This window comes from Bacillus litorisediminis, assembly GCF_022808645.1.
In the GTDB taxonomy this organism is placed as follows: Bacteria; Bacillota; Bacilli; order Bacillales; family JC228; genus Bacillus_BF; species Bacillus_BF litorisediminis.
Window position 1 is genome coordinate 134,213 of sequence record NZ_JAKZKT010000004.1, and the last position, 18,262, is coordinate 152,474.

At 41.1% G+C, this 18,262-nt stretch carries 21 protein-coding genes and 1 riboswitch; of the genes, 7 read left to right on the top strand and 14 right to left on the bottom strand.

Translation table 11 applies throughout. From position 1 onward, the window contains the following. Positions 1 to 22 precede the first annotated feature (22 nt). Positions 23 to 583, top strand: coding sequence for a GNAT family N-acetyltransferase (locus tag MLE14_RS03455; protein ID WP_243296904.1), 561 nt, complete (start codon positions 23 to 25; stop codon positions 581 to 583). Positions 584 to 619: 36 nt separating this feature from the next. Here MLE14_RS03455 and MLE14_RS03460 read toward each other — a convergent pair whose 3' ends face one another. Both MLE14_RS03460 and MLE14_RS03465 read right to left on the bottom strand, forming a co-directional pair. Continuing rightward, positions 620 to 1,792: an endonuclease Q family protein gene (locus MLE14_RS03460; protein ID WP_243296905.1), complete on the bottom strand. Its 1,173-nt coding sequence runs from the start codon at positions 1,790 to 1,792 to the stop codon at positions 620 to 622. Next, positions 1,789 to 2,343 (bottom strand): NUDIX domain-containing protein, encoded by a 555-nt coding sequence (locus MLE14_RS03465; RefSeq protein ID WP_243296906.1) that lies wholly within the window; start codon positions 2,341 to 2,343, stop codon positions 1,789 to 1,791. Before MLE14_RS03465 ends, MLE14_RS03460 begins: the two co-directional genes overlap by 4 nt. Before the next feature lie 106 nt (positions 2,344 to 2,449). Between MLE14_RS03465 and mciZ the strand changes: the two genes are divergently transcribed. After that, positions 2,450 to 2,581, top strand: coding sequence for a Z-ring formation inhibitor MciZ (gene mciZ / locus MLE14_RS03470; RefSeq protein WP_243296907.1), 132 nt, complete (start codon positions 2,450 to 2,452; stop codon positions 2,579 to 2,581). A gap of 80 nt (positions 2,582 to 2,661) precedes the next feature. Next, on the top strand, positions 2,662 to 3,582 hold the full coding sequence (locus MLE14_RS03475) for an aldo/keto reductase (protein ID WP_243296908.1): 921 nt from the start codon (positions 2,662 to 2,664) through the stop codon (positions 3,580 to 3,582). Positions 3,583 to 3,634: 52 nt separating this feature from the next. On the opposite strand, the gene MLE14_RS03480 is transcribed toward MLE14_RS03475, so the two are convergent. The 4 genes from MLE14_RS03480 to MLE14_RS03495 all read right to left on the bottom strand — a co-directional run bounded on the left by MLE14_RS03480 (position 3,635) and on the right by MLE14_RS03495 (position 6,498). Next, positions 3,635 to 3,850 carry a YqkE family protein gene (locus tag MLE14_RS03480; protein WP_243296909.1) on the bottom strand — a complete coding sequence of 72 codons (216 nt, stop codon included), beginning with the start codon at positions 3,848 to 3,850 and terminating at the stop codon, positions 3,635 to 3,637. A gap of 63 nt (positions 3,851 to 3,913) precedes the next feature. Beyond that, on the bottom strand, positions 3,914 to 4,585 hold the full coding sequence (locus MLE14_RS03485) for a CoA transferase subunit B (RefSeq protein WP_243296910.1): 672 nt from the start codon (positions 4,583 to 4,585) through the stop codon (positions 3,914 to 3,916). Between the two features lie 14 nt (positions 4,586 to 4,599). Next, positions 4,600 to 5,289 (bottom strand): CoA transferase subunit A, encoded by a 690-nt coding sequence (locus MLE14_RS03490; RefSeq protein WP_243296911.1) that lies wholly within the window; start codon positions 5,287 to 5,289, stop codon positions 4,600 to 4,602. Beyond that, positions 5,290 to 6,498 (bottom strand): acetyl-CoA C-acetyltransferase, encoded by a 1,209-nt coding sequence (locus tag MLE14_RS03495; RefSeq protein WP_243296912.1) that lies wholly within the window; start codon positions 6,496 to 6,498, stop codon positions 5,290 to 5,292. A gap of 155 nt (positions 6,499 to 6,653) precedes the next feature. Here MLE14_RS03495 and MLE14_RS03500 point away from each other — a divergent pair, with 155 nt between their 5' ends. Together MLE14_RS03500 and MLE14_RS22385 are read left to right on the top strand one after the other, a co-directional pair. Then, entirely contained in the window at positions 6,654 to 7,571 is a 918-nt protein-coding gene (locus tag MLE14_RS03500; protein WP_279326757.1) for a hydroxymethylglutaryl-CoA lyase, read from the top strand. Between the two features lie 49 nt (positions 7,572 to 7,620). Beyond that, positions 7,621 to 7,752, top strand: a complete 132-nt coding sequence (locus MLE14_RS22385; protein WP_279326199.1) for a hypothetical protein — start codon at positions 7,621 to 7,623, stop codon at positions 7,750 to 7,752. A 42-nt stretch (positions 7,753 to 7,794) separates the two neighbouring features. Here the strand turns inward: MLE14_RS22385 and MLE14_RS03505 are convergent, their stop codons facing one another. The 5 genes from MLE14_RS03505 to MLE14_RS03525 all read right to left on the bottom strand — a co-directional run bounded on the left by MLE14_RS03505 (position 7,795) and on the right by MLE14_RS03525 (position 12,133). Beyond that, complete coding sequence (locus tag MLE14_RS03505) at positions 7,795 to 8,385, bottom strand: histidine phosphatase family protein (protein WP_243296913.1); 591 nt, start codon at positions 8,383 to 8,385, stop codon at positions 7,795 to 7,797. Positions 8,386 to 8,505: 120 nt separating this feature from the next. Next, positions 8,506 to 9,285 carry an energy-coupling factor transporter transmembrane component T family protein gene (locus MLE14_RS03510; protein ID WP_243296914.1) on the bottom strand — a complete coding sequence of 260 codons (780 nt, stop codon included), beginning with the start codon at positions 9,283 to 9,285 and terminating at the stop codon, positions 8,506 to 8,508. Then, the gene (locus MLE14_RS03515; protein ID WP_243296915.1) at positions 9,275 to 10,939 is read right to left on the bottom strand and encodes an ABC transporter ATP-binding protein; all 1,665 of its coding nucleotides are present in this window, start codon (positions 10,937 to 10,939) and stop codon (positions 9,275 to 9,277) included. Before MLE14_RS03515 ends, MLE14_RS03510 begins: the two co-directional genes overlap by 11 nt. Then, the gene (locus MLE14_RS03520; protein ID WP_243296916.1) at positions 10,936 to 11,523 is read right to left on the bottom strand and encodes an ECF transporter S component; all 588 of its coding nucleotides are present in this window, start codon (positions 11,521 to 11,523) and stop codon (positions 10,936 to 10,938) included. The genes MLE14_RS03515 and MLE14_RS03520 overlap by 4 nt, the downstream gene beginning before the upstream one ends. A 1-nt stretch (position 11,524) precedes the next feature. After that, positions 11,525 to 12,133, bottom strand: a complete 609-nt coding sequence (locus tag MLE14_RS03525; RefSeq protein ID WP_243296917.1) for a Ykof family thiamine-binding protein — start codon at positions 12,131 to 12,133, stop codon at positions 11,525 to 11,527. Positions 12,134 to 12,242: 109 nt separating this feature from the next. Next, positions 12,243 to 12,344: riboswitch (TPP riboswitch) on the bottom strand. A 628-nt stretch (positions 12,345 to 12,972) separates the two neighbouring features. Between MLE14_RS03525 and MLE14_RS03530 the strand changes: the two genes are divergently transcribed. Both MLE14_RS03530 and MLE14_RS03535 read left to right on the top strand, forming a co-directional pair. After that, complete coding sequence (locus tag MLE14_RS03530; RefSeq protein ID WP_390628125.1) at positions 12,973 to 13,920, top strand: alpha/beta hydrolase; 948 nt, start codon at positions 12,973 to 12,975, stop codon at positions 13,918 to 13,920. Between the two features lie 102 nt (positions 13,921 to 14,022). Next, positions 14,023 to 14,553, top strand: coding sequence for a cysteine hydrolase family protein (locus MLE14_RS03535; protein ID WP_243296918.1), 531 nt, complete (start codon positions 14,023 to 14,025; stop codon positions 14,551 to 14,553). A 46-nt stretch (positions 14,554 to 14,599) separates the two neighbouring features. Here the strand turns inward: MLE14_RS03535 and argH are convergent, their stop codons facing one another. From argH to argF, 3 genes are all read right to left on the bottom strand, one after another. Then, the gene (argH, locus tag MLE14_RS03540; protein ID WP_243296919.1) at positions 14,600 to 15,973 is read right to left on the bottom strand and encodes an argininosuccinate lyase; all 1,374 of its coding nucleotides are present in this window, start codon (positions 15,971 to 15,973) and stop codon (positions 14,600 to 14,602) included. After that, positions 15,966 to 17,201 (bottom strand): argininosuccinate synthase, encoded by a 1,236-nt coding sequence (locus MLE14_RS03545; RefSeq protein WP_243296920.1) that lies wholly within the window; start codon positions 17,199 to 17,201, stop codon positions 15,966 to 15,968. Before MLE14_RS03545 ends, argH begins: the two co-directional genes overlap by 8 nt. Positions 17,202 to 17,279: 78 nt before the next feature. After that, on the bottom strand, positions 17,280 to 18,257 hold the full coding sequence (gene argF, locus MLE14_RS03550) for an ornithine carbamoyltransferase (RefSeq protein ID WP_243296921.1): 978 nt from the start codon (positions 18,255 to 18,257) through the stop codon (positions 17,280 to 17,282). Positions 18,258 to 18,262 lie beyond the last annotated feature (5 nt).

Sequence of the window (18,262 nt, forward strand, 5' to 3'; positions counted from 1 at the left end):
AGTAAAAATGGAGGCGCTGAAAATGAAACAAACATTGATTTCGTTTCCCGAAAAAATTGAAACTCAACGGCTTTATATCCGCCCTCCTCAGCCGGGAGACGGAGAAAAGGTCCAACAAGCAATAGCTGCCTCTCTCAATGAATTGAAGCCTTGGCTTCCTTTTGCACATGCGGTTCCTTCGCTTGAAGATGCTGAAGATAGTGTCAGAAGAGCTCTGGCAGAGTTTATTAAAAGAGATGATATCCGGCTCCATATTTTTCGTAAAGAAGATAATGAATTCATTGGGTCTACTGGTTTTCACCGAATAAACTGGAAGATTCCTAAAGTAGAAATTGGCTACTGGCTAGATACCCGTTATACTAAAAAGGGATACATGGTTGAGACAGTAAACGCTTTAGTGAACTTCGCCTTTCAAGAATGGGATGTCAAGCGTATCGAGATTCGTTGTGACCCGAGGAACAACAGCAGCAGAACCGTGGCCGAGCGTGCAGGATTCACATTAGAGGGAATTCTGCGAAATGATTCATTAAGTGCAGACGAAAGTGAAGTCAGGGACACTTGTGTCTTTGCAATTACACAATAAAAAAAGAAGGATATCTGCTTTAGATATCCTTCCCCGTTACGTTTCGGTTACCTTCCCATAGCGGCCGCCACCGCCAGTTTCGAGAGTCAATGTGCCATACCGGGCTGCTAAAATAAAGGTTGTGACCTTTTCGCCAGCGACTTTTCGTAAATCTTCTTCCGTTGCAAAGTGTAACACGTTCATTTCATTTCCAAATGCAGAAATGAGCTTTTTCAATAGTTTTGGCCCGATTCCGGGCAAGTTTTCCAGAGGAACCTGATGGAAGTAAGGCGGTTTTCTAATCTCATTTACTTTTTCTGTGCTTCTTAATTCCTCAATCCGCTCCTTAACACCTTTCACAATCCGTTTGTGCCCGCAATACGGACAAGGCTCCTCAATGGAAGTAACCTGCTGAAAACAATTCGCACAAACAGTCTGATGATATTTTCCAATGCGGGGGTCTAATCCATAATTGGCTTCAATAAACCGTCCTTCCAAACCTTTAATAGCAAGAACAAGCTCTTTATAGCTTAGTTCCTCCATCTGCAATTTTTGATATTCTCTTCCCATTTTTTGTAATGAATGTGCATCCGAATTTGTTAAAAACGGGTATTTTCGGATTTCTTCTATTTGATATGCCATTTCCGTATTTGAGCTCAGCCCCAATTCAACGGCATCAATCTTTTCAGGATCCAATACCTCAGTCAGACTTTTATGAACCCCTTTTCCAAAAAGACTTTTAAATGGGGTAAAAATATGGGCCGGGATAAAAAGGCCATCCAGTTCCTTGACGATTTCTTGCAATTCTTTTCCGCTTGCGTAGGCTCGCTGTGAACTTAAATGAATGTTGGTCACCCTTTTTTGGAGCCATTTTGAAAACTTCGCCATTTTGTCTACATACGGGAAAAAACATAGGATATGGATCGGGCCACTTGAGAACTCATCATAAATCTCTACCTCTGCCCCCATTATGAGAAGAAGCGAATCACTCGTAACCAACCCGCCATCCTTGTGCTCCTCCAATTTACCTTGCTGAATGGCAAATTGGATATCTTCCAATACACCAGGAGAATGACAGTCAATGATACCTACCACATCTAATCCCTTCTCTTGCTTGGCATAGTCTAGGATTGATACTAATGTGAGGTTATCAGAAGCTGTGATTTTGACAGCCTGATTCCGGCTTGTTCGTCCTATATGAATATGGAGATCAGCAAAAAAAGATCTCATTTTTTCATAAGCTCCTTTAGCTTCAAATAAAGAATGGCATAAGCAGTTTTCGCATCATAAATCTGTTTTGACTCAATCATTTGTTCCGCTTCTGATAAGCTAACCTCTAGTATATTGACAAATTCGTCTTCATCTGCAGGTAATGGATTCTCCGCCTTGGACAAACCCGTGGCTACATATACATGAATCAGTTCATCGGCAAAGCCAGGTGATGTATAAAAAGAGATTAAGTGTTCAAGGCTTTCACACTGATACCCAGTTTCCTCTTCAAGCTCCCTTTTCGCGGTCAATTCTGGCTCTTCATTGGGCTCTAGTTTTCCAGCAGGAATTTCAACAATAGTTCGTTCAAGCGGTTTTCTAAATTGCTCCACCATTAAAATCTTTCCATTTTCTAAAATTGGGATAACAGCCACCGCTCCCGGGTGTCTGATTAATTCCCTTTTACTAGTTTTTCCGTTTGGCAGTTCTACTTCATCTACTTGTAAGGTAATGATTCTACCTCTAAAAATTTCATCCCTATGGATTGTTTTTTCATTAAATTTTTCAGACATGTCGCAACTCCTTGTTTTTAGTCATCCGTTTCAATCATTCTTACTGGTTCTATTTCATGTTTAAATTCACATACATTTTACCATAATGCTTTTGGAGGCGATGGGAATGAAATGTTATGTTCATGATAAAGGGGTTGTTCTTGTAGGAAAGGCATGGCAAGTAAAGATTATGCTCAAACAATATCAAAAACACTATAAAACCATGCAGGAGTGGGTAGAATCCGCAGCAGCCAGATAGTAGTTTCTTTTATTTGCCAGATTTTATTTTTCCCTTTACACTTCTTAGTAATTGATTCTATAAAAAGGGGATCTTGATTTATGAAAAAAATTCAATTAGGAACGTCGGATTTAACGGTTTCCCGGCTTGGTCTAGGCTGTATGTCCCTCGGAACAGACGCCAGAAAAGCGGAAAAAATCATCGAAACGGCACTAGAGGAAGGCATCAATTATTTTGATACTGCCGACCTCTATGATATTGGCGAAAATGAAAAAATTGTCGGACAAGCGTTAAAGCAAGTAAGGGATCAAGTCGTGATTGCCACAAAAGTAGGCAACCGCTGGAATGAAAACAGGGAAGGCTGGTCATGGGATCCAAGCAAAGCCTATATTAAAGAGCAGGTTAAACAAAGCCTTAAACGGCTGGATACGGACTACATAGATTTATACCAGCTACATGGCGGGACGATTGACGATCCTATTGATGAGACGATTGTGGCATTCGAAGAATTAAAGCAAGAAGGGTATATTCGCTATTATGGCATATCATCAATTCGGCCGAATGTGATTCGTGAATTTGTAAAAAAATCAAAAATAACGTCTATAATGATGCAATATTCGATTTTGGACCGCAGACCGGAAGAAGTATTCCCGATTTTACTGGATCACCACATTCATGTGATTGCCCGGGGGCCAGTCGCAAAAGGATTGCTTACCGATCGGCTGCTGAATAAGGCAGGGGAATCAATCAGGGAGAAGGGATATCTAGATTATACGTACGAGGAGCTTGAACAACTGCTCAAAGCTTTAAAAGATAACCTCACTAACGAACGCAGTATGACCGCGGTGGCTTTACACTACGTTCTTTCTAATCCTGCAGTAGGCGTCGTTGTTCCTGGGGCTTCAAGTGTGGAGCAATTAAAAAATAATATAAAAGCAGTAAAAGAACCTCCTTTAAGCAAAGAGGAAATACAATACATTCGCAAAATCGCGAAAATGAATGTTTATACCCAGCATCGTTGAAAACCTGCTATAAATGAAGGTGGAGCCCTATGGATAGGGCTCCACCTTTCTATTATTTAAACTTTTTCCAGTCTAAATTACTCTCATTTAGCAATTCTTCAAATGATTTATTTTTTTCCTTAGACTTGCGTACTTCCCTTTGTCTCGCTTCTTCCTCTTCCGCTTTTCTTTTTTCTATTTCTTTTAATTCCAGCTTCGTTTCTTGCATTTTCTTCAGAATTTCCGGATTTAATCGGGCTTTCAAAGAAGAATCCTGATCATTTTTCATACCATCCATCCTCCCTCTCCAACAGTATACCAATATTCCTTTGGGAAAGGGAGTCTTGCAAGCTTAATAAGCTTCCAGTTTCACATCATCAGCGATAATCAGCTCTGGTTCCGTCGACTGGACGACATCCTCAATTGTATACCCGCTTGCCACTTCGACGAGCTTTAAACCATCAGCTGTAATATCAATCACGGCTCTGTCAGTTATAATACGGTCTACTACCCCTTTTCCGGTTAAAGGGAGACTGCAGTCATTTACGATTTTAGGGGCACCGTCCCGATTTACGTGCTCCATGATGACGATAATCTTTTTCGCACCATGAACCAAGTCCATCGCTCCACCCATGCCCTTTATCATTTTCCCGGGAATCATCCAGTTCGCTAAATCCCCCGTTTTAGAGACTTCCATTCCGCCTAAGATCGCGATGTCAATATGTCCGCCTCTAATCATAGCAAATGATTCTGAGCTATCGAAATAACTGGCCCCTTCAATAGCGGTTACTGTTTCTTTACCGGCATTGATTAAATCCGCATCCACTTCCGCTTCAGTCGGATAGGGACCAATTCCGAGCAAGCCATTTTCCGATTGGAGCACGACTCTTTTATTTTCGCTTATATAGTTGGCAACGAGTGTAGGCATACCGATCCCAAGATTGACATAGAATCCATTTTCAATTTCTTTTTCTGCCCGTTTTGCGATTTGTTCTCGTATGTTTTTCTTATCAACTTGTACCATAATCCTGTCCTCCTTTAGCTTAATACAGTTAATCTTTCTATTCTTTTTTCTTGAGTGCCTTGAATAATTCCCTGAACATAAATACTTGGTGTGTGGATCTGATTCGGATCTAATTCACCAGGGGTATAGAGCTCCTCTACCTCAGCAATTGTTACTTTTCCGGCTGCTGCAATCATTGGATTAAAGTTGCGTGCTGTTTTGCGGTAAATAAGGTTACCCATCGTATCTCCTTTCCAGGCCCGGACAAGGCTAAAGTCTGCTGTATAGGCTTCTTCTAATAAATATTCTTTTCCGTTAAAGATTCGTGTTTCTTTCCCTTCCGCAATCGGAGTTCCGACTCCGGCCGGCGTATAGAAAGCGGGAATCCCGGCACCGCCGGCTCTAATTTTTTCAGCCAATGTTCCTTGAGGAACTAATTCTACTTCAATTTCACCTGACAATACTTGTCTTTCAAACTCTTTATTTTCACCTACATAGGAACCTACCATCTTCTTAATTTGTTTATTTTGCAGAAGTAACCCTAATCCCCAATCATCTACTCCGCAGTTATTAGAGATAACCGTTAAGTCTTTTACGCCTTTTTCAACTAAAGCTAAGATTAAATTTTCCGGAATCCCGCATAGGCCAAAACCTCCAACCATAATCGTGGCTCCGTCATGAATATCTTTGACTGCTTCTTGGAAACTTGTAAAAACTGGTTTCATCTAAATTTCCTCCTTATTCCATTCCGCGTTTTCTATTATGGTTGCAACCCCTTGACCGCCGCCAATACATAAAGTGGCAAGGCCAAAAGTGCCTTTTCTTCTTTTTAGCTCATGGATTAAAGTGACAAGAATCCTTGCTCCGCTTGCTCCAATTGGATGTCCTAAGGCAATCGCTCCGCCATTTACATTTAAAATGTCATGATTAAACTTAAGCTCCCGGTCCACTGCAATTGACTGGGCGGCGAAAGCTTCATTGGCTTCAATTAATTGCATATCGGACAACTGTAATGATGATTTTTCTAATGCCTTTCTGACAGCAAAAACTGGGCCGATCCCCATAACACTTGGATCTACACCTGCTGATGCATTCGCTTTTATGAATACAAGCGGTGTAAGGCCAAGCTCTTCACATTTTTTCCGGCTCATGACAACAACAGCGGCCGCTCCATCATTAATGCCCGATGCATTTCCTGCCGTTACACTCCCGTCTTTTTTAAAGGCAGGTCGTAACCCTGCAAGCTTTTCTTCAGTAGTCCCTTTCTTTGGGTATTCATCTGTATCGAATAGAATCGGTTCCCCTTTACGCTGCGGGATGGCAACAGGAGTAATCTCTTCTTTAAAAACACCCGCCTCAATAGCATTAATCGCTTTTTCCTGGCTCTTAGCCGCAAAACTGTCCTGCTCCTCTCTCGTAATTTGATATCGGTCACATAAATTTTCAGCCGTGATGCCCATATGATAGTCATTAAAAGCACACCAGAGTCCATCCTTAATCATGGAATCTATCAGTTTTTGATCCCCCATCTTATATCCTTCACGGGCATTTTGCAGCAAATAAGGGGCTTGACTCATATTTTCCATCCCGCCTGCAACAATGATGTCTGCATCCCCAGTAAGGATTGCCTGTGTCGCTAAATGGACCGCTTTCAATCCAGACCCGCAGACTTTATTAATGGTCATTGCCGGGACTGATTCAGGCAAACCAGCTTTGATGGAAGCCTGTCGAGCTGGATTTTGTCCTAAACCCGCCTGCAATACATTCCCCATAATTACTTCATCTACCTGGTCAAACGGTACTCCCGCTTTTTCAAGGGCAGAACGGATGACAATTGCACCAAGCTCAGGTGCTGATATATTTTTTAGGCTTCCGTTAAAACTGCCAATGGCTGTTCTGACAGCGCTTGCAATAACGACTTCGTTATGTAGCATACAAGTTCCCCTTTCCTGTCTGTTTCTTGTACTTGTAATACATAATTGTTTCGATTCAAATGTTAAAATTCCTCTAATTTTGTCAATTTTTCTAATAAATCTTGCCATCCAATGAAAAGGCTCGCTACAATTGTATGTAAGGGGGTAGAAGGTTCATGACGATTAGCTATCCAAAAAAAGTAACGATTATTGAGGTAGGACCACGCGACGGCTTGCAAAATGAAAAACAATTTGTACCGACTGAAATCAAAACAAAATTTATCACGGCTCTTTCTGATTCCGGGATTAGCGAAATGGAAATCACCTCATTTGTTTCTCCGAAATGGGTCCCGCAGATGAAAGATGCGAGCGATATTGTAAGGGCTTCCAATTCAATACCAAAGAAAAAAATAGTTCTTGTTCCTAACGAAAAAGGAATCGCACGTGCCTTAGAAGAAAATTGCAATGCATTAGCCGTCTTTGTTGGCGTTAGTGATACCTTCAATAAAAAAAATATTAATAAAACGACAAAAGAAAGTCTTAACGAACTTATTCCAACAATTCGAAGACTAAAACAGATGGGAATCTTTCTCCGTGCCTGCATATCAACCGCTTTTTATTGTCCGTTTGAAGGAAAAATCGAAAAAGAAAAGGTCATTGAGTTGTGCCAGGCATTTGTTGATTCCGGTATCGATGAGTTAAGTGTGGCAGATACGATTGGAATGGCAAATCCAATTGAATCTTATGATTTATTCACAGACTTAAAGTCCTTATTTCCGAACACTCTCATAACGGCACATTTTCATGATACGCGGAAAATGGCTCTAGCCAATATTTTAGCAAGTTTGCAGGCAGGGGTTGACCGCTTTGACAGCTCGGCCGGAGGACTTGGCGGCTGTCCATTTGCACCCGGAGCTACCGGAAATGTTGCTACAGAGGATGTTGTGTTTATGCTCCATCAAATGGGGATTGAAACAGGTATCGACTTGGCAAAATTACTTGATGCAATCGATGTAATCGCATCCCAAATGGAACGGCCCTTAGAAAGCGCCAAGTACAAACTTCATCTGCAAGATCAGCTCAAGCAAGCATAAACCTATAAGGAAAGGCTCACCCTATAAAAAAAGAAAGGAGCTTTTCAAAATGAGTCAAAAGCGTGAAAAAGGCTACAGCCAAAAAGGAAAAACAAGTGCAGATACGAGCAAAAATCCGATGGCAAAGGAAACATTAGATCAGGCGATTCATCCGACGAATCGGCAAAATAGCCCACAATAATAGAAAGGACTGAGCCTTTGCAGGTGTTCAGTCCTTCAGTTTTCATGAATTGGTTATAGAGAGTGACAAGTGGTCAACCCGATTATATTCATGGATTACCCATATTCCATTTTGATTTTCGATATTCGTAATACTTCCGTTCATAATCTTTGTTTTTCCATGACCAAGCTCTTCATTTGAAATAGAGCCAAGGATGGCATTGATAACCCCGCCATGAACGACGAGCAGCACACTTTGACCCTGGTAGATTTCGTGAATCGTATCAATTCCTTTCATGACACGCTGGCTTAATGCTTCCCAGCTTTCAATTGAAGGATGTTCCTGATCAGGGAATTTTTCCTTCCTTTCATCAATGGTCATCCCAGAAACAACGCCGTAATCCCGTTCCATAAAATCGGCCATCTCAATAATTGCGGGCAGACCAATATGTGTATTGATCAATTCTGCGGTTTGTTTCGCTCGAACCATCGGACTGGAAATCAATACATCAAAGTGAAGATTCTTTAAATACTGACCGCATTCTTCCGCCTGTTTTTTCCCTTTATCATTTAACGGAATTTCTTCTCTGCCCTGAATTCTTCTGATTGCATTCCAGTCTGTTTCCCCGTGACGTACTAAGCATATTTTTGTCATCCTATTCTCCCTTCCTGTCTGTATCAATTTCTTTTTTCTATGAATCTCTATATTTGATACTATTCATTTTATCACTAAAGCATTAATGATAAAATGCTATGCCCTTTCCAGCATAGCATTTTACAGCTCTCCCTTATAAAATTGAAAGAATCCCAGTTTCCAAGAAATGAAACTGCTCCCTACTAGAAAAGTGAGCATTAGAAAGACGAACAGCCAATCATTTTGTGTTACCTTCATCGTCCTATAAAAAGTTCGTCCTTTCTCCCCTGTAAAACCTTTCGACTCCATAGCAATGGCTGTCCTTTCTGCCTTTCTAATTGCACTTGCCAAAAGCGGAATCGAATATCGTTTTATATTTTCTATATAATTTTTTAATGATTTCGCACGATTGACCCCACGGATCCGGTGGGCTGACCTTATAATAAACAGCTCCTCCTTTAGCATTGGCAAAAAGCGGAATCCTGCCAAGATTCCATAAGCAAGCTTAGAAGAGAGCTTACATTGCTGCATCAGACTTAAGATAAAATCAGTTGGTTTTGTTGTAAAAATAAATAAGAGAGAGAGGGCTGAAAAGCATAAAACCCGTAAGCTCAATGAAATGGCCAGAAGGAAGGTTTCAGTCGGTACTTCTAGCCAAAAAATAGGAACTATATCAGAATTGTTCGCCGCGTCTTTGGCAAATGCAATGGTCGTCCAGAAAAAGCCAAATGCTAAAATCAGAAAAGGTGAAAAATAGAGGAACCACTTTTTTATAGTAACTTGGCCAAAAAGGATCGTAATCGCTATAGTCCAGATACAAAATAGCAACGGTGTAATAGGATCAAAAACTAAAGCGAGAAGTATAATTACGATTGTGATCGTTCCTGCTTTTATACTTGGATTTAATGATTTAAGAAACATAAACCCTTGTTCTCCTTTTCAGTTCATGTTCGATTTGTTTTTCAAATGGAAGATATAAATGGGCCGTTTCTAAAAAGTCGCTTCCTTTGTCCCATAGCGTTTCAGGGCTTCCGCTAAAATATTCAGTTCCATCTTTTAATACGATTACCCGGTCTGCGTATTGGTGAACAAGGTCTAAGTCATGAGTAATCATCATGATTGAACAGCCTTTCTCTTTTCTCGAAATCAATAATTTCATCAGTTCTTCGGTTGACCTTGCATCTTGGCCAAAAGTCGGTTCGTCCAGGATTAAAATTTGCTGCTCATCGACTATCATCGTTGCCACACTTAACCGCCTTTTTTGCCCTTGACTTAGGGAAAATGGATGTGCGTATTCTAAGTCTTGCAGCTGGCAAATATCAATGACTTCATTGACCTTCTCATCAATTTCCTCTTGGCCTAATCTTTGCATTCTTAACCCAAAAGCTATTTCTTGGTAGACCGTATCTGTTATAAATTGATGCTCTGGATTTTGAAAAACATAACCGATTTTTTTCCTTAATTTTTCCTCTGGAAAAGCATGCAGGGGTCTATCTTCCAGCCGTACCTCTCCACTATTTGCTTTTTTGATGCCAGCAAGCACCTGGGAAAGTGTTGTTTTGCCTGCACCATTCGGACCGATAATCGCGAGGACTTCCCCGTGATATAAGTCTATCGATAGATCTCTAAGAATCTCTTTCTCTGGTGTTCGAACCGAAATGTTCCGTGCTGTAAGAATGGCTTTATTCGACTCTTTCCTTTTACGGGAAGGAAAAAATTCCACGCTTGAAGCCGTAACATGTTTTAACAAATCATTTAGAACTAATGGGGTCACCGAATCGGTAAGAAATCCTTTCTGATTCCACTCGATACCAAGTTCAAATGCACGCGGAAGCCAGATCCCCTCATTTTTTAACAGGGAATAATGCTTGCGAAAACCCTGAGCAGGAGGACCGTCATAGATAATAGAGCCTTCTCTATTTAAAATCAGACAGCGGTCAATCATCGCCATCCATTCATCTAGTTGGTGTTCAATCACAATGAGGGTAAAGTTAAGCTCTTTTTGCAGCTTTCTGATTGTTTGGATCAATTCACGGCTTGCGATAGGATCTAGGTTTGCGTTTGGTTCATCAAGGATCAGCACTTTCGGCTTTAATGCAAGTACACAGGCTAAAGCAAGCTTTTGCTTCCATCCCCCTGAAAGGGTTGAGATCATTTCATAGCGGTACGGAAGCATTCCGACTAATTGCAGTGCCTGTTCAATTCCTTGCTCCATCTCATCAGGATCCACTCGAATATTCTCTAACCCAAATGCAATCTCATCTTCTACTGTAAGCATACAAAATTGGCTTTCCGGGTCTTGAAAAACTACCCCGACCACCTGACTGATTTCACCCGGACGATATGCAGCGGTTTCCTTCCCTTGTATAAAAATGTTCCCTGTCATTTCTCCATCGAGATCTTTCGGATAAAGCCCATTCAAACAAAAGGTCAGTGTACTTTTCCCAGAACCACTTGGGCCAAGGAGAAGCACCCGTTCTCCTTGGTTTATCTTAAAATGAATGTCTTTTAGGGTAGCTTTCTCATGATCCTCATATTGCAACGTTACATGATCTGAATGTATCATTTCGTTCATGAGACTTTATCCAGCCTTTGTTTTTTCATTTCTTTTCCTAAAGCGAATCTTGAAAGCACCCCTGTTTTTGCTAAAGCATCACTGATTAATTTTCCAAGCAATCCGGCCAGTAGGGCCCCGCTAATTAAACGGACAATCAACATGGCGAGTACGTAGCCAGGCTCCAGTGCAGCAAAGCCAGATCTGAAATACCCCCAGGCAAAACTTGTAACGGCTGAGCCCATTCCGGCCAGCACGAGAACCCAAATAGAGTAATTTTTCCAGCGGGTTGCAGCGAATACAGCTTCCGCTCCAATTCCTTGAATCATCCCGGTCAAAATCAGGATTGGCCCCACTGCATTTCCCATTAACACCTCCACAGCAGCTGCCATTGTTTCTGAAATAAAAGCAGCTCCCGGCTTACGAATGATGTATGCTGCGATAACTGATACAATAAACCAAATGCCAAAAATCAAATCATAGCCAATCGGTCCAAAGAACCCCACTAAAAGCTTTCCTACGGGCAGAAACGCCAGATAGACAATTGCAAAAACAACCGAAAGGACAGACATTACAACAATTTCTCGCATATTCCAATTGGACATTTTATTTGGCTCCTTTCATTGCGGATGGGCTATTGGCTGAAATTGTAAACGTCATTACCACATGGGAAACCCCGCTTTTTTCCACGTTGGTAAAACAATTCTCCAAACCGGTAAAGATTGCATGAGTATCGCCATCGAGTCTTGTTGCATAATGGATACTCGTTACATCGACGCCCTGATCCTTTATTTTTTGAACTTCGCGATAAATCACATCCATGTAGCTGCCATCGCCCATTGGATATAAGGCAAATTGACAGGCTGCAGGCTGAGTTATGACAGCTGATTTTTCTGTATTTAGACGAATATCGTTTTCGACCAGATACACGTCTCCTTCCGAGTCTCCAGGACAGCCTATTGAAAATGTACCGCTCATCACCACATGTTTCCCTGTTTTAGCTGCATGAAGAAAAATAGCTTTTGTAACATCAAAGATGTGGGAGATCCTTCCTCGTATGCAAGTACTGACATCATCGGTTTGCTTCCAAACCTTTGACGTATCTACTTCTTTTAAAGCTGACAAAATCACCTCCACAAAATCATCGGTCATTGGGTATAAAGAAAAACGACACCCCGCAATTCTGCTTGTGCCACAAGCTTGTAGATTATCCATTTCTTCATCACTCCTTGTAGTTTTTTGAACACAAAAAAACTGCATCCACGTGAGGATGCAGTTGTCCCTATGTATATAGACGGATAGACAAAAACTACCCGAACTTTAACAGGCTCAAACCACACTTCCCCACGCTAGTATTACCTAGATCGGGTCATAAGGGTCGGATTTCCCTCTCAGCCGCCTAAAAGCAGCTCCCCTAGTGTTTTTTCGCAGTATGCAGTTTTTGTTGCAACCTTTATGATAAATGATAAGTTTGGTTGATGTAAATAATACTAAAGTCATAGATTTAATAAATCATATATTTCCCTTAAATATTCCCTTTTCCCAAAAGTGGTACATCCCAAAAAAAGTTGCGATAAATCCAATGAATAAGCAGAATACAAGTAATTGTTTATATTTCAAAGTTGCTTCCCCCTCCTCTTTGTTTAATACCATAATTTGGAGCCCTACTGCCTGATAGGAGTAGTTTGCACACTGCTAAGAGTAAAATCCTCGCTGCGAGAGTAATTCCTCGGCTACCGATAGTAAATCTCACGCTACTGGTAGTTAAACAACCGCTTCCGGTAGTAAGTACCCCGCTTCCGGTAGTTAATCTCACGCTTCCAGTAGTAAACTCCTCGCTTCCGAGACTATATCCCTCGCCTCCGAGACTATATCCCCCCTACCGAGACTAAATCCCCTCTACCGAGACTAAATCCCCCCTGCCGAGACTAAATCCCCCTACCGAAAGTGAACCGTCCGCACCGAAGATTAAATTAAAAGAGTAACCGATTTCCTTTTGTACCTGTCCAATTGGTAAAATAAAGGTATTACATCTTATGAAGGGATGACAATCCGTGAAAAAAAAGTGGAAATGGGTTTCTGCTGGTGCTGGACTAATTAGTCTTCTTGCTTCTGGTGGCATCTATTTTTCCAATAGGATCATGTACATTCGCAAGAAAAATGAGGAAGAGATTTTAGAAAGGGAAACTTCTGAGGCACGATTTGATTTAGAAGAATTTCAGAGGCTGCCAAAGGAAGAGGTTCGAATCCCTTCTCCCTTTGGATATTCTTTGCACGCTTTACTGGTGAAACCGTATGAGAGTAATCGCTATATGATTTTTTCCCATGGTGTAACAGAATCTAAAACCAATATGATTAAGTATATGAACCTGTTTATCAAAAAAGGGTTTAATGCCGTATTATATGATCATAGACGCCATGGCGGATCGGGTGGAACTACTACCAGCTATGGGTATTATGAACGACATGATTTAAAGGCTGTGGTAGATTGGCTGAAGAGTAAAGTCGGAGACAATCTCTATTTTGGCATATTTGGTGAATCCATGGGGGGGGCCACTACCCTTATGTATGCCGGGACGGTTGAAGATAAAGCTAACTTTTATGTGGTGGATTGTCCTTTTTCTGATTTTACGGAACAGCTAAAAATAAGATTGAGGGAAGATTTTAAACTGCCTCCGATATTACTGCCTTACACTGATTTATTTTTAAAGTTTCGTGCAGGCTTTTCCATGAAAGACATTGTACCGCTTGAAGCAGTGAAAAATATTAGGAAGCCTATCCTCTTTATTCATGGCCAGGAAGATACGTATGTTCCCGCCAGTATGACGAAGGAGCTCTATGATGCGTATGAAGGCGAAAAAGCGCTCTTTATGCCTGAGCGAGGCGGGCATGCTGAAACGTACGTAACCAATCCAAAAGAATATGAAAGAACGGTTTTCGAATTTCTTGAAAAAGTGGCACCCTGGACTAGGGATTATCCTAAAAATGAATTAGATCAATAGGCCAGCTTATTTTTTAACTTTTCGTAATTTTTAACTTGTATCCAAGCTCCTGCCCCCTTATACTTAGTATAAGAACATATGTTTTGGGGAGGAGAAAAAATAATGAATACAGCCTTATTGGTAGTTGACGTTCAAAATGGGATGTTTGCTGAGGAGGATCCTGTTTACAAAGGGGACTTCTTAATCGAAAATGTAAAAAAACTGATTTCAGAAGCACGCACAAATGGTACACCCATCTTTTATATTCAGCACAATGAGCCAAAAGGAGAACAATTGGAAACAGGCACTTTCGCATGGGAAATTCATACTGAAATAGCGCCGCATGAATACGATCCTGTCATTCAAAAGACGACACCCGATTCATTTTTTAATACGGAATTGGATACCGAGTTAAAGAAACGGGGAATAGATCAGTTGATAGTAGCAGGTATTCAAACCGAAATATGTATTGATACAACCTGCCGAAGAGCCTTCAGCTTAGGCTATCATGTAACCTTGGCTTCGGATGCTCATGGTACTTGGAATTCTGATCAGCTCACTGCAGAGCAAATTATTCAACATCATAACCGGACATTGCGCTTTTTTGCAAAGGTCAGTCCAACAAGCGAAATTATCTCGAAACAGTTGGTTTAGGCATGTAAAAAACCGCTTGGAGCTGCCAAGCGGTTTTTATCATTATTTATCCCAATTTTTCTTCAGCCAATTCAATCTGCTTCCTCACCTGTACAGGCGAAGTACCCCCATAGCTTTGCCGAACAGCTACGACATGCTCCGGAGCTAAGACTTCATAAATATCTTCCTCAAATAGAGGACTGAACTCTTTAAATTCTTCCAGCTTTAAATCTAGCAGAAACTTCTGATGCTGGATCGCATACAGTACCATTTTTCCAATCACTTCATGTGCCTCTCTGAAGGCCATTCCTTTTGTGACCAAATAGTCGGCAATGTCAGTGGCATTTGAAAAGTCCTGATTGACTGCTTGTTTCATCTGATTTTTATTTACTGACATCGTTTCAATCATCGGAGCAAGCAGCTGAAGAGAGCCTTCCAAAGTTTCAACTGTATCAAACATGCCTTCCTTATCTTCTTGCATGTCTTTATTGTAGGCAAGCGGCAACCCCTTTAAAACAGTTAACAAGCCCATGAGGTTGCCATACACACGCCCGGTTTTGGCACGCAACAGTTCCGGCACGTCGGGATTTTTCTTTTGCGGCATAATACTTGAGCCAGTGCAGAAGGAATCATCCAGTTCAATAAATTGAAATTCTTGACTCGACCAAATCACCATTTCCTCTGACAGTCTCGAAATATGAGTCATGATTAATGAGGCGATCGATAAAAATTCAACGATAAAATCACGGTCACTCACGGCATCCATACTATTTGGATAGACGGTACTAAAACCTAATAGCTCAGCCGAACGGTGTCTGTCAATTGGAAAAGTCGTCCCGGCTAATGCGCCGGCGCCAAGCGGAGACCAGTCAATCCGTTTCAGGCTATCCTGAAGACGTTCTTTATCACGTTCAAACATCCAGAAATACGCCATCAAATGATGAGCAAACGAAACGGGTTGAGCCCGTTGAAGGTGCGTATACCCGGGAATTAAAGTTTCCACATTAGCTTTTGCCTGTGTCAGCAAAGCGGCCTGAACCGCTTTTACATGTTCAATTAATTCCAATGTTTTACCTTTTAGATACAGATGCATATCAGTTGCAACCTGATCGTTTCGGCTTCTTCCGGTATGGAGCTTTCCGCCTACCGGACCAATCTCGTCAATCAGCAGTTTTTCAATATTCATATGAATATCTTCATGCTCAACTGAAAATTCAATTTTGCCCGAGGCTATTCTTTCCCTGATTTGCAGGAGGCCTGCTTTAATCTTTTCTGTATCTTCCAGCGGAATAATTTTACATTCTTCCAACATTTGGACATGAGCCAGGCTTCCCTCGATATCCTGAAGGGCTAATCTTTTGTCAAAGGAAATCGATGCTGTAAATTCTTCGACTAATCGGTTCGTTTCCTTTGTAAAGCGACCTCCCCATAATTTAGACATCCGTACTTCCTCCAACAACAGATTCTTCTTTTTCCGTCTGATTTACTTGGGAAAATACCTTCGTTGGAAGTCCCCAAAGCTTAATAAAGCCAACAGCGGCATTATGGTCAAACATGTCGCCTTTTGAATAAGTTGCAAGTTCTTCATTATATAAGCTATGAGCTGATTTACGTGCAACCACAAAATGATTCCCTTTATGAAGTTTTACCCTGATTGTTCCCGAAACGCTTTTTTGTGTTTCATCCACAAAAGCTTCTAGTGCACTGCGAAGAGGTGAATACCATAGTCCTTCATAGATTAGCTTTGTCATTTGCTGTTCAATTTGCGTTTTAAATTGTGTTACTTCGCGCGGTAATGTTAAAAACTCAAGCTCTTTATGAGCATTGATTAAAATCAGGGCAGCTGGATTTTCGTAAACTTCACGAGATTTTATCCCAACCAATCTGTTTTCAATATGATCAATTCTTCCGATTCCATGCTTACCGCCGAGCAGGTTGAGTTCTTCAATAAGAGGAACTAAATCCATTTTTACTCCATTAAGAGCAACTGGAACACCTTGTTCAAACTCAATTTCCACATACTCTGCTTCATCTGGAGTTAATGAGATTGGATTCGTCCAGGCGAATGCTTCTTCAGGTGCTTCATTCCATGGGTTTTCGAGAATACCCGCTTCACATGCACGCCCCCAAATGTTCGCATCAATCGAGAATGGATTATCTAAATCTACCGGAATTGGAATCCCATGCTTCTCTGCATATTCAATTTCCTCATCTCTATTCATTCCCCACTCCCGAACAGGAGCAATCACCTTCAAGTCCGGATTTAATGCCTGAATAGATACTTCAAAACGCACCTGGTCATTTCCTTTTCCTGTACAGCCGTGCGCAACTGCAACAGCTCCCTCCTTTTCCGCAACCTCCACTAGAAGTTTAGAAATGAGCGGACGAGAAAGAGCAGAAGATAAAGGATATTTTCCTTCATATAATGCATTTGCTTTTAATGCAGGAAGAATATAGTCTTTTGCCAATAATTCTTTTGCATCCAATATATATGCTTTAATCGCCCCTACTTGCAGGGCTTTATTTTTAATAGCCTCAAGATCTTTCCCTTCACCGACATCAAGTCCGAGGGCAATCACGTCATATCCATATTTTTCCTGAATCCATTTAATTGAAACAGATGTATCCAATCCGCCTGAATAAGCCAATACAATTTTTTCTTTACCCATGTTTTAACTCCCCATTTTTGTTGTTATGAATTAATATTTATTGTATTGTATTTTTATTCATTTTTCAACAAAAAAATTTTAAGATTTCTTGCCAAGCAATGCCTTTAAAATCGCCTTTTGTGCATGGAGACGATTTTCTGCCTCGTCAAAAACGACCGAATGCGGGCCATCAATAATATCAGCTGTAACCTCTTCACCGCGATGAGCTGGCAGACAATGGAGGAAGATGAAGTCTGATTTCGCATGCTCACATAAACCTTGATTTACTTGAAAATCCTTAAAATCTTGTAATCTCTGTTCTGCTTCTTTCTCTTGCCCCATGCTGGTCCAAACATCTGTTACGACCACATCTGCATCCTTTATTGCCCTGATTGGATCATTGGTAATCAAGATTTTATTGCCCATTTTAGAGGCTGCTTTCTTGGCATTCTGGGTAATCAGCGCGTTCGGTTCATATCCTTCTGGACAGGCAATGCTCATATGCATACCCACTTTAGCCGTTCCATCTAAAAGTGAATGAGCCATATTGTTATGTCCATCTCCTATATAACAAAGCTTAAGACCCGCAAGCTTTCCTTTATACTCTAAAATCGTTAACAGATCAGCCATAACCTGAGCCGGATGGTGCAAATCCGTTAATCCATTGATTACTGGTATGGTTGCGTGCTTCGCAAATTCTTCAATCGTATCATGCTCAAAGGTTCTAACCATGATTCCGTCCACATATCTCGATAATACCTTGGCCGTATCAGACACCGTTTCGCCGCGTCCAAGCTGAATATCCTTCGAGCTTAAGAAGATGGCATGCCCGCCTAACTGAAGCATCCCAACTTCGAATGAAACCCTTGTACGAGTAGATGATTTTTCAAAGATTAACCCCAAAACTTTTCCGCTTAGATGAGAATGGGGAATCCCCATTTTTTGCTGTTTCTTTAACTCAAGTGCATCATAAAGGAGGGACATAATTTCTTCCGTGCTATAGTCAGCCAATGTTAAAAAGTCTTTTTGTGTGATCCTCGGTGTCTCAATTTGCTGCCACTTACTTATATGGTTCATTTATC

Coding starts and splice junctions, on each gene's coding strand:
- MLE14_RS03455 (WP_243296904.1), top strand. CDS start 23: ATGAAACAAACATTGATTTCGTTTCCCGAAAAAATTGAAACTCAACGG.
- MLE14_RS03460 (WP_243296905.1), bottom strand. CDS start 1,792: ATGAGATCTTTTTTTGCTGATCTCCATATTCATATAGGACGAACAAGC.
- MLE14_RS03465 (WP_243296906.1), bottom strand. CDS start 2,343: ATGTCTGAAAAATTTAATGAAAAAACAATCCATAGGGATGAAATTTTT.
- mciZ (WP_243296907.1), top strand. CDS start 2,450: ATGAAATGTTATGTTCATGATAAAGGGGTTGTTCTTGTAGGAAAGGCA.
- MLE14_RS03475 (WP_243296908.1), top strand. CDS start 2,662: ATGAAAAAAATTCAATTAGGAACGTCGGATTTAACGGTTTCCCGGCTT.
- MLE14_RS03480 (WP_243296909.1), bottom strand. CDS start 3,850: ATGAAAAATGATCAGGATTCTTCTTTGAAAGCCCGATTAAATCCGGAA.
- MLE14_RS03485 (WP_243296910.1), bottom strand. CDS start 4,585: ATGGTACAAGTTGATAAGAAAAACATACGAGAACAAATCGCAAAACGG.
- MLE14_RS03490 (WP_243296911.1), bottom strand. CDS start 5,289: ATGAAACCAGTTTTTACAAGTTTCCAAGAAGCAGTCAAAGATATTCAT.
- MLE14_RS03495 (WP_243296912.1), bottom strand. CDS start 6,498: ATGCTACATAACGAAGTCGTTATTGCAAGCGCTGTCAGAACAGCCATT.
- MLE14_RS03500 (WP_279326757.1), top strand. CDS start 6,654: ATGACGATTAGCTATCCAAAAAAAGTAACGATTATTGAGGTAGGACCA.
- MLE14_RS22385 (WP_279326199.1), top strand. CDS start 7,621: ATGAGTCAAAAGCGTGAAAAAGGCTACAGCCAAAAAGGAAAAACAAGT.
- MLE14_RS03505 (WP_243296913.1), bottom strand. CDS start 8,385: ATGACAAAAATATGCTTAGTACGTCACGGGGAAACAGACTGGAATGCA.
- MLE14_RS03510 (WP_243296914.1), bottom strand. CDS start 9,285: ATGTTTCTTAAATCATTAAATCCAAGTATAAAAGCAGGAACGATCACA.
- MLE14_RS03515 (WP_243296915.1), bottom strand. CDS start 10,939: ATGAACGAAATGATACATTCAGATCATGTAACGTTGCAATATGAGGAT.
- MLE14_RS03520 (WP_243296916.1), bottom strand. CDS start 11,523: ATGTCCAATTGGAATATGCGAGAAATTGTTGTAATGTCTGTCCTTTCG.
- MLE14_RS03525 (WP_243296917.1), bottom strand. CDS start 12,133: ATGGATAATCTACAAGCTTGTGGCACAAGCAGAATTGCGGGGTGTCGT.
- MLE14_RS03535 (WP_243296918.1), top strand. CDS start 14,023: ATGAATACAGCCTTATTGGTAGTTGACGTTCAAAATGGGATGTTTGCT.
- argH (WP_243296919.1), bottom strand. CDS start 15,973: ATGTCTAAATTATGGGGAGGTCGCTTTACAAAGGAAACGAACCGATTA.
- MLE14_RS03545 (WP_243296920.1), bottom strand. CDS start 17,201: ATGGGTAAAGAAAAAATTGTATTGGCTTATTCAGGCGGATTGGATACA.
- argF (WP_243296921.1), bottom strand. CDS start 18,257: ATGAACCATATAAGTAAGTGGCAGCAAATTGAGACACCGAGGATCACA.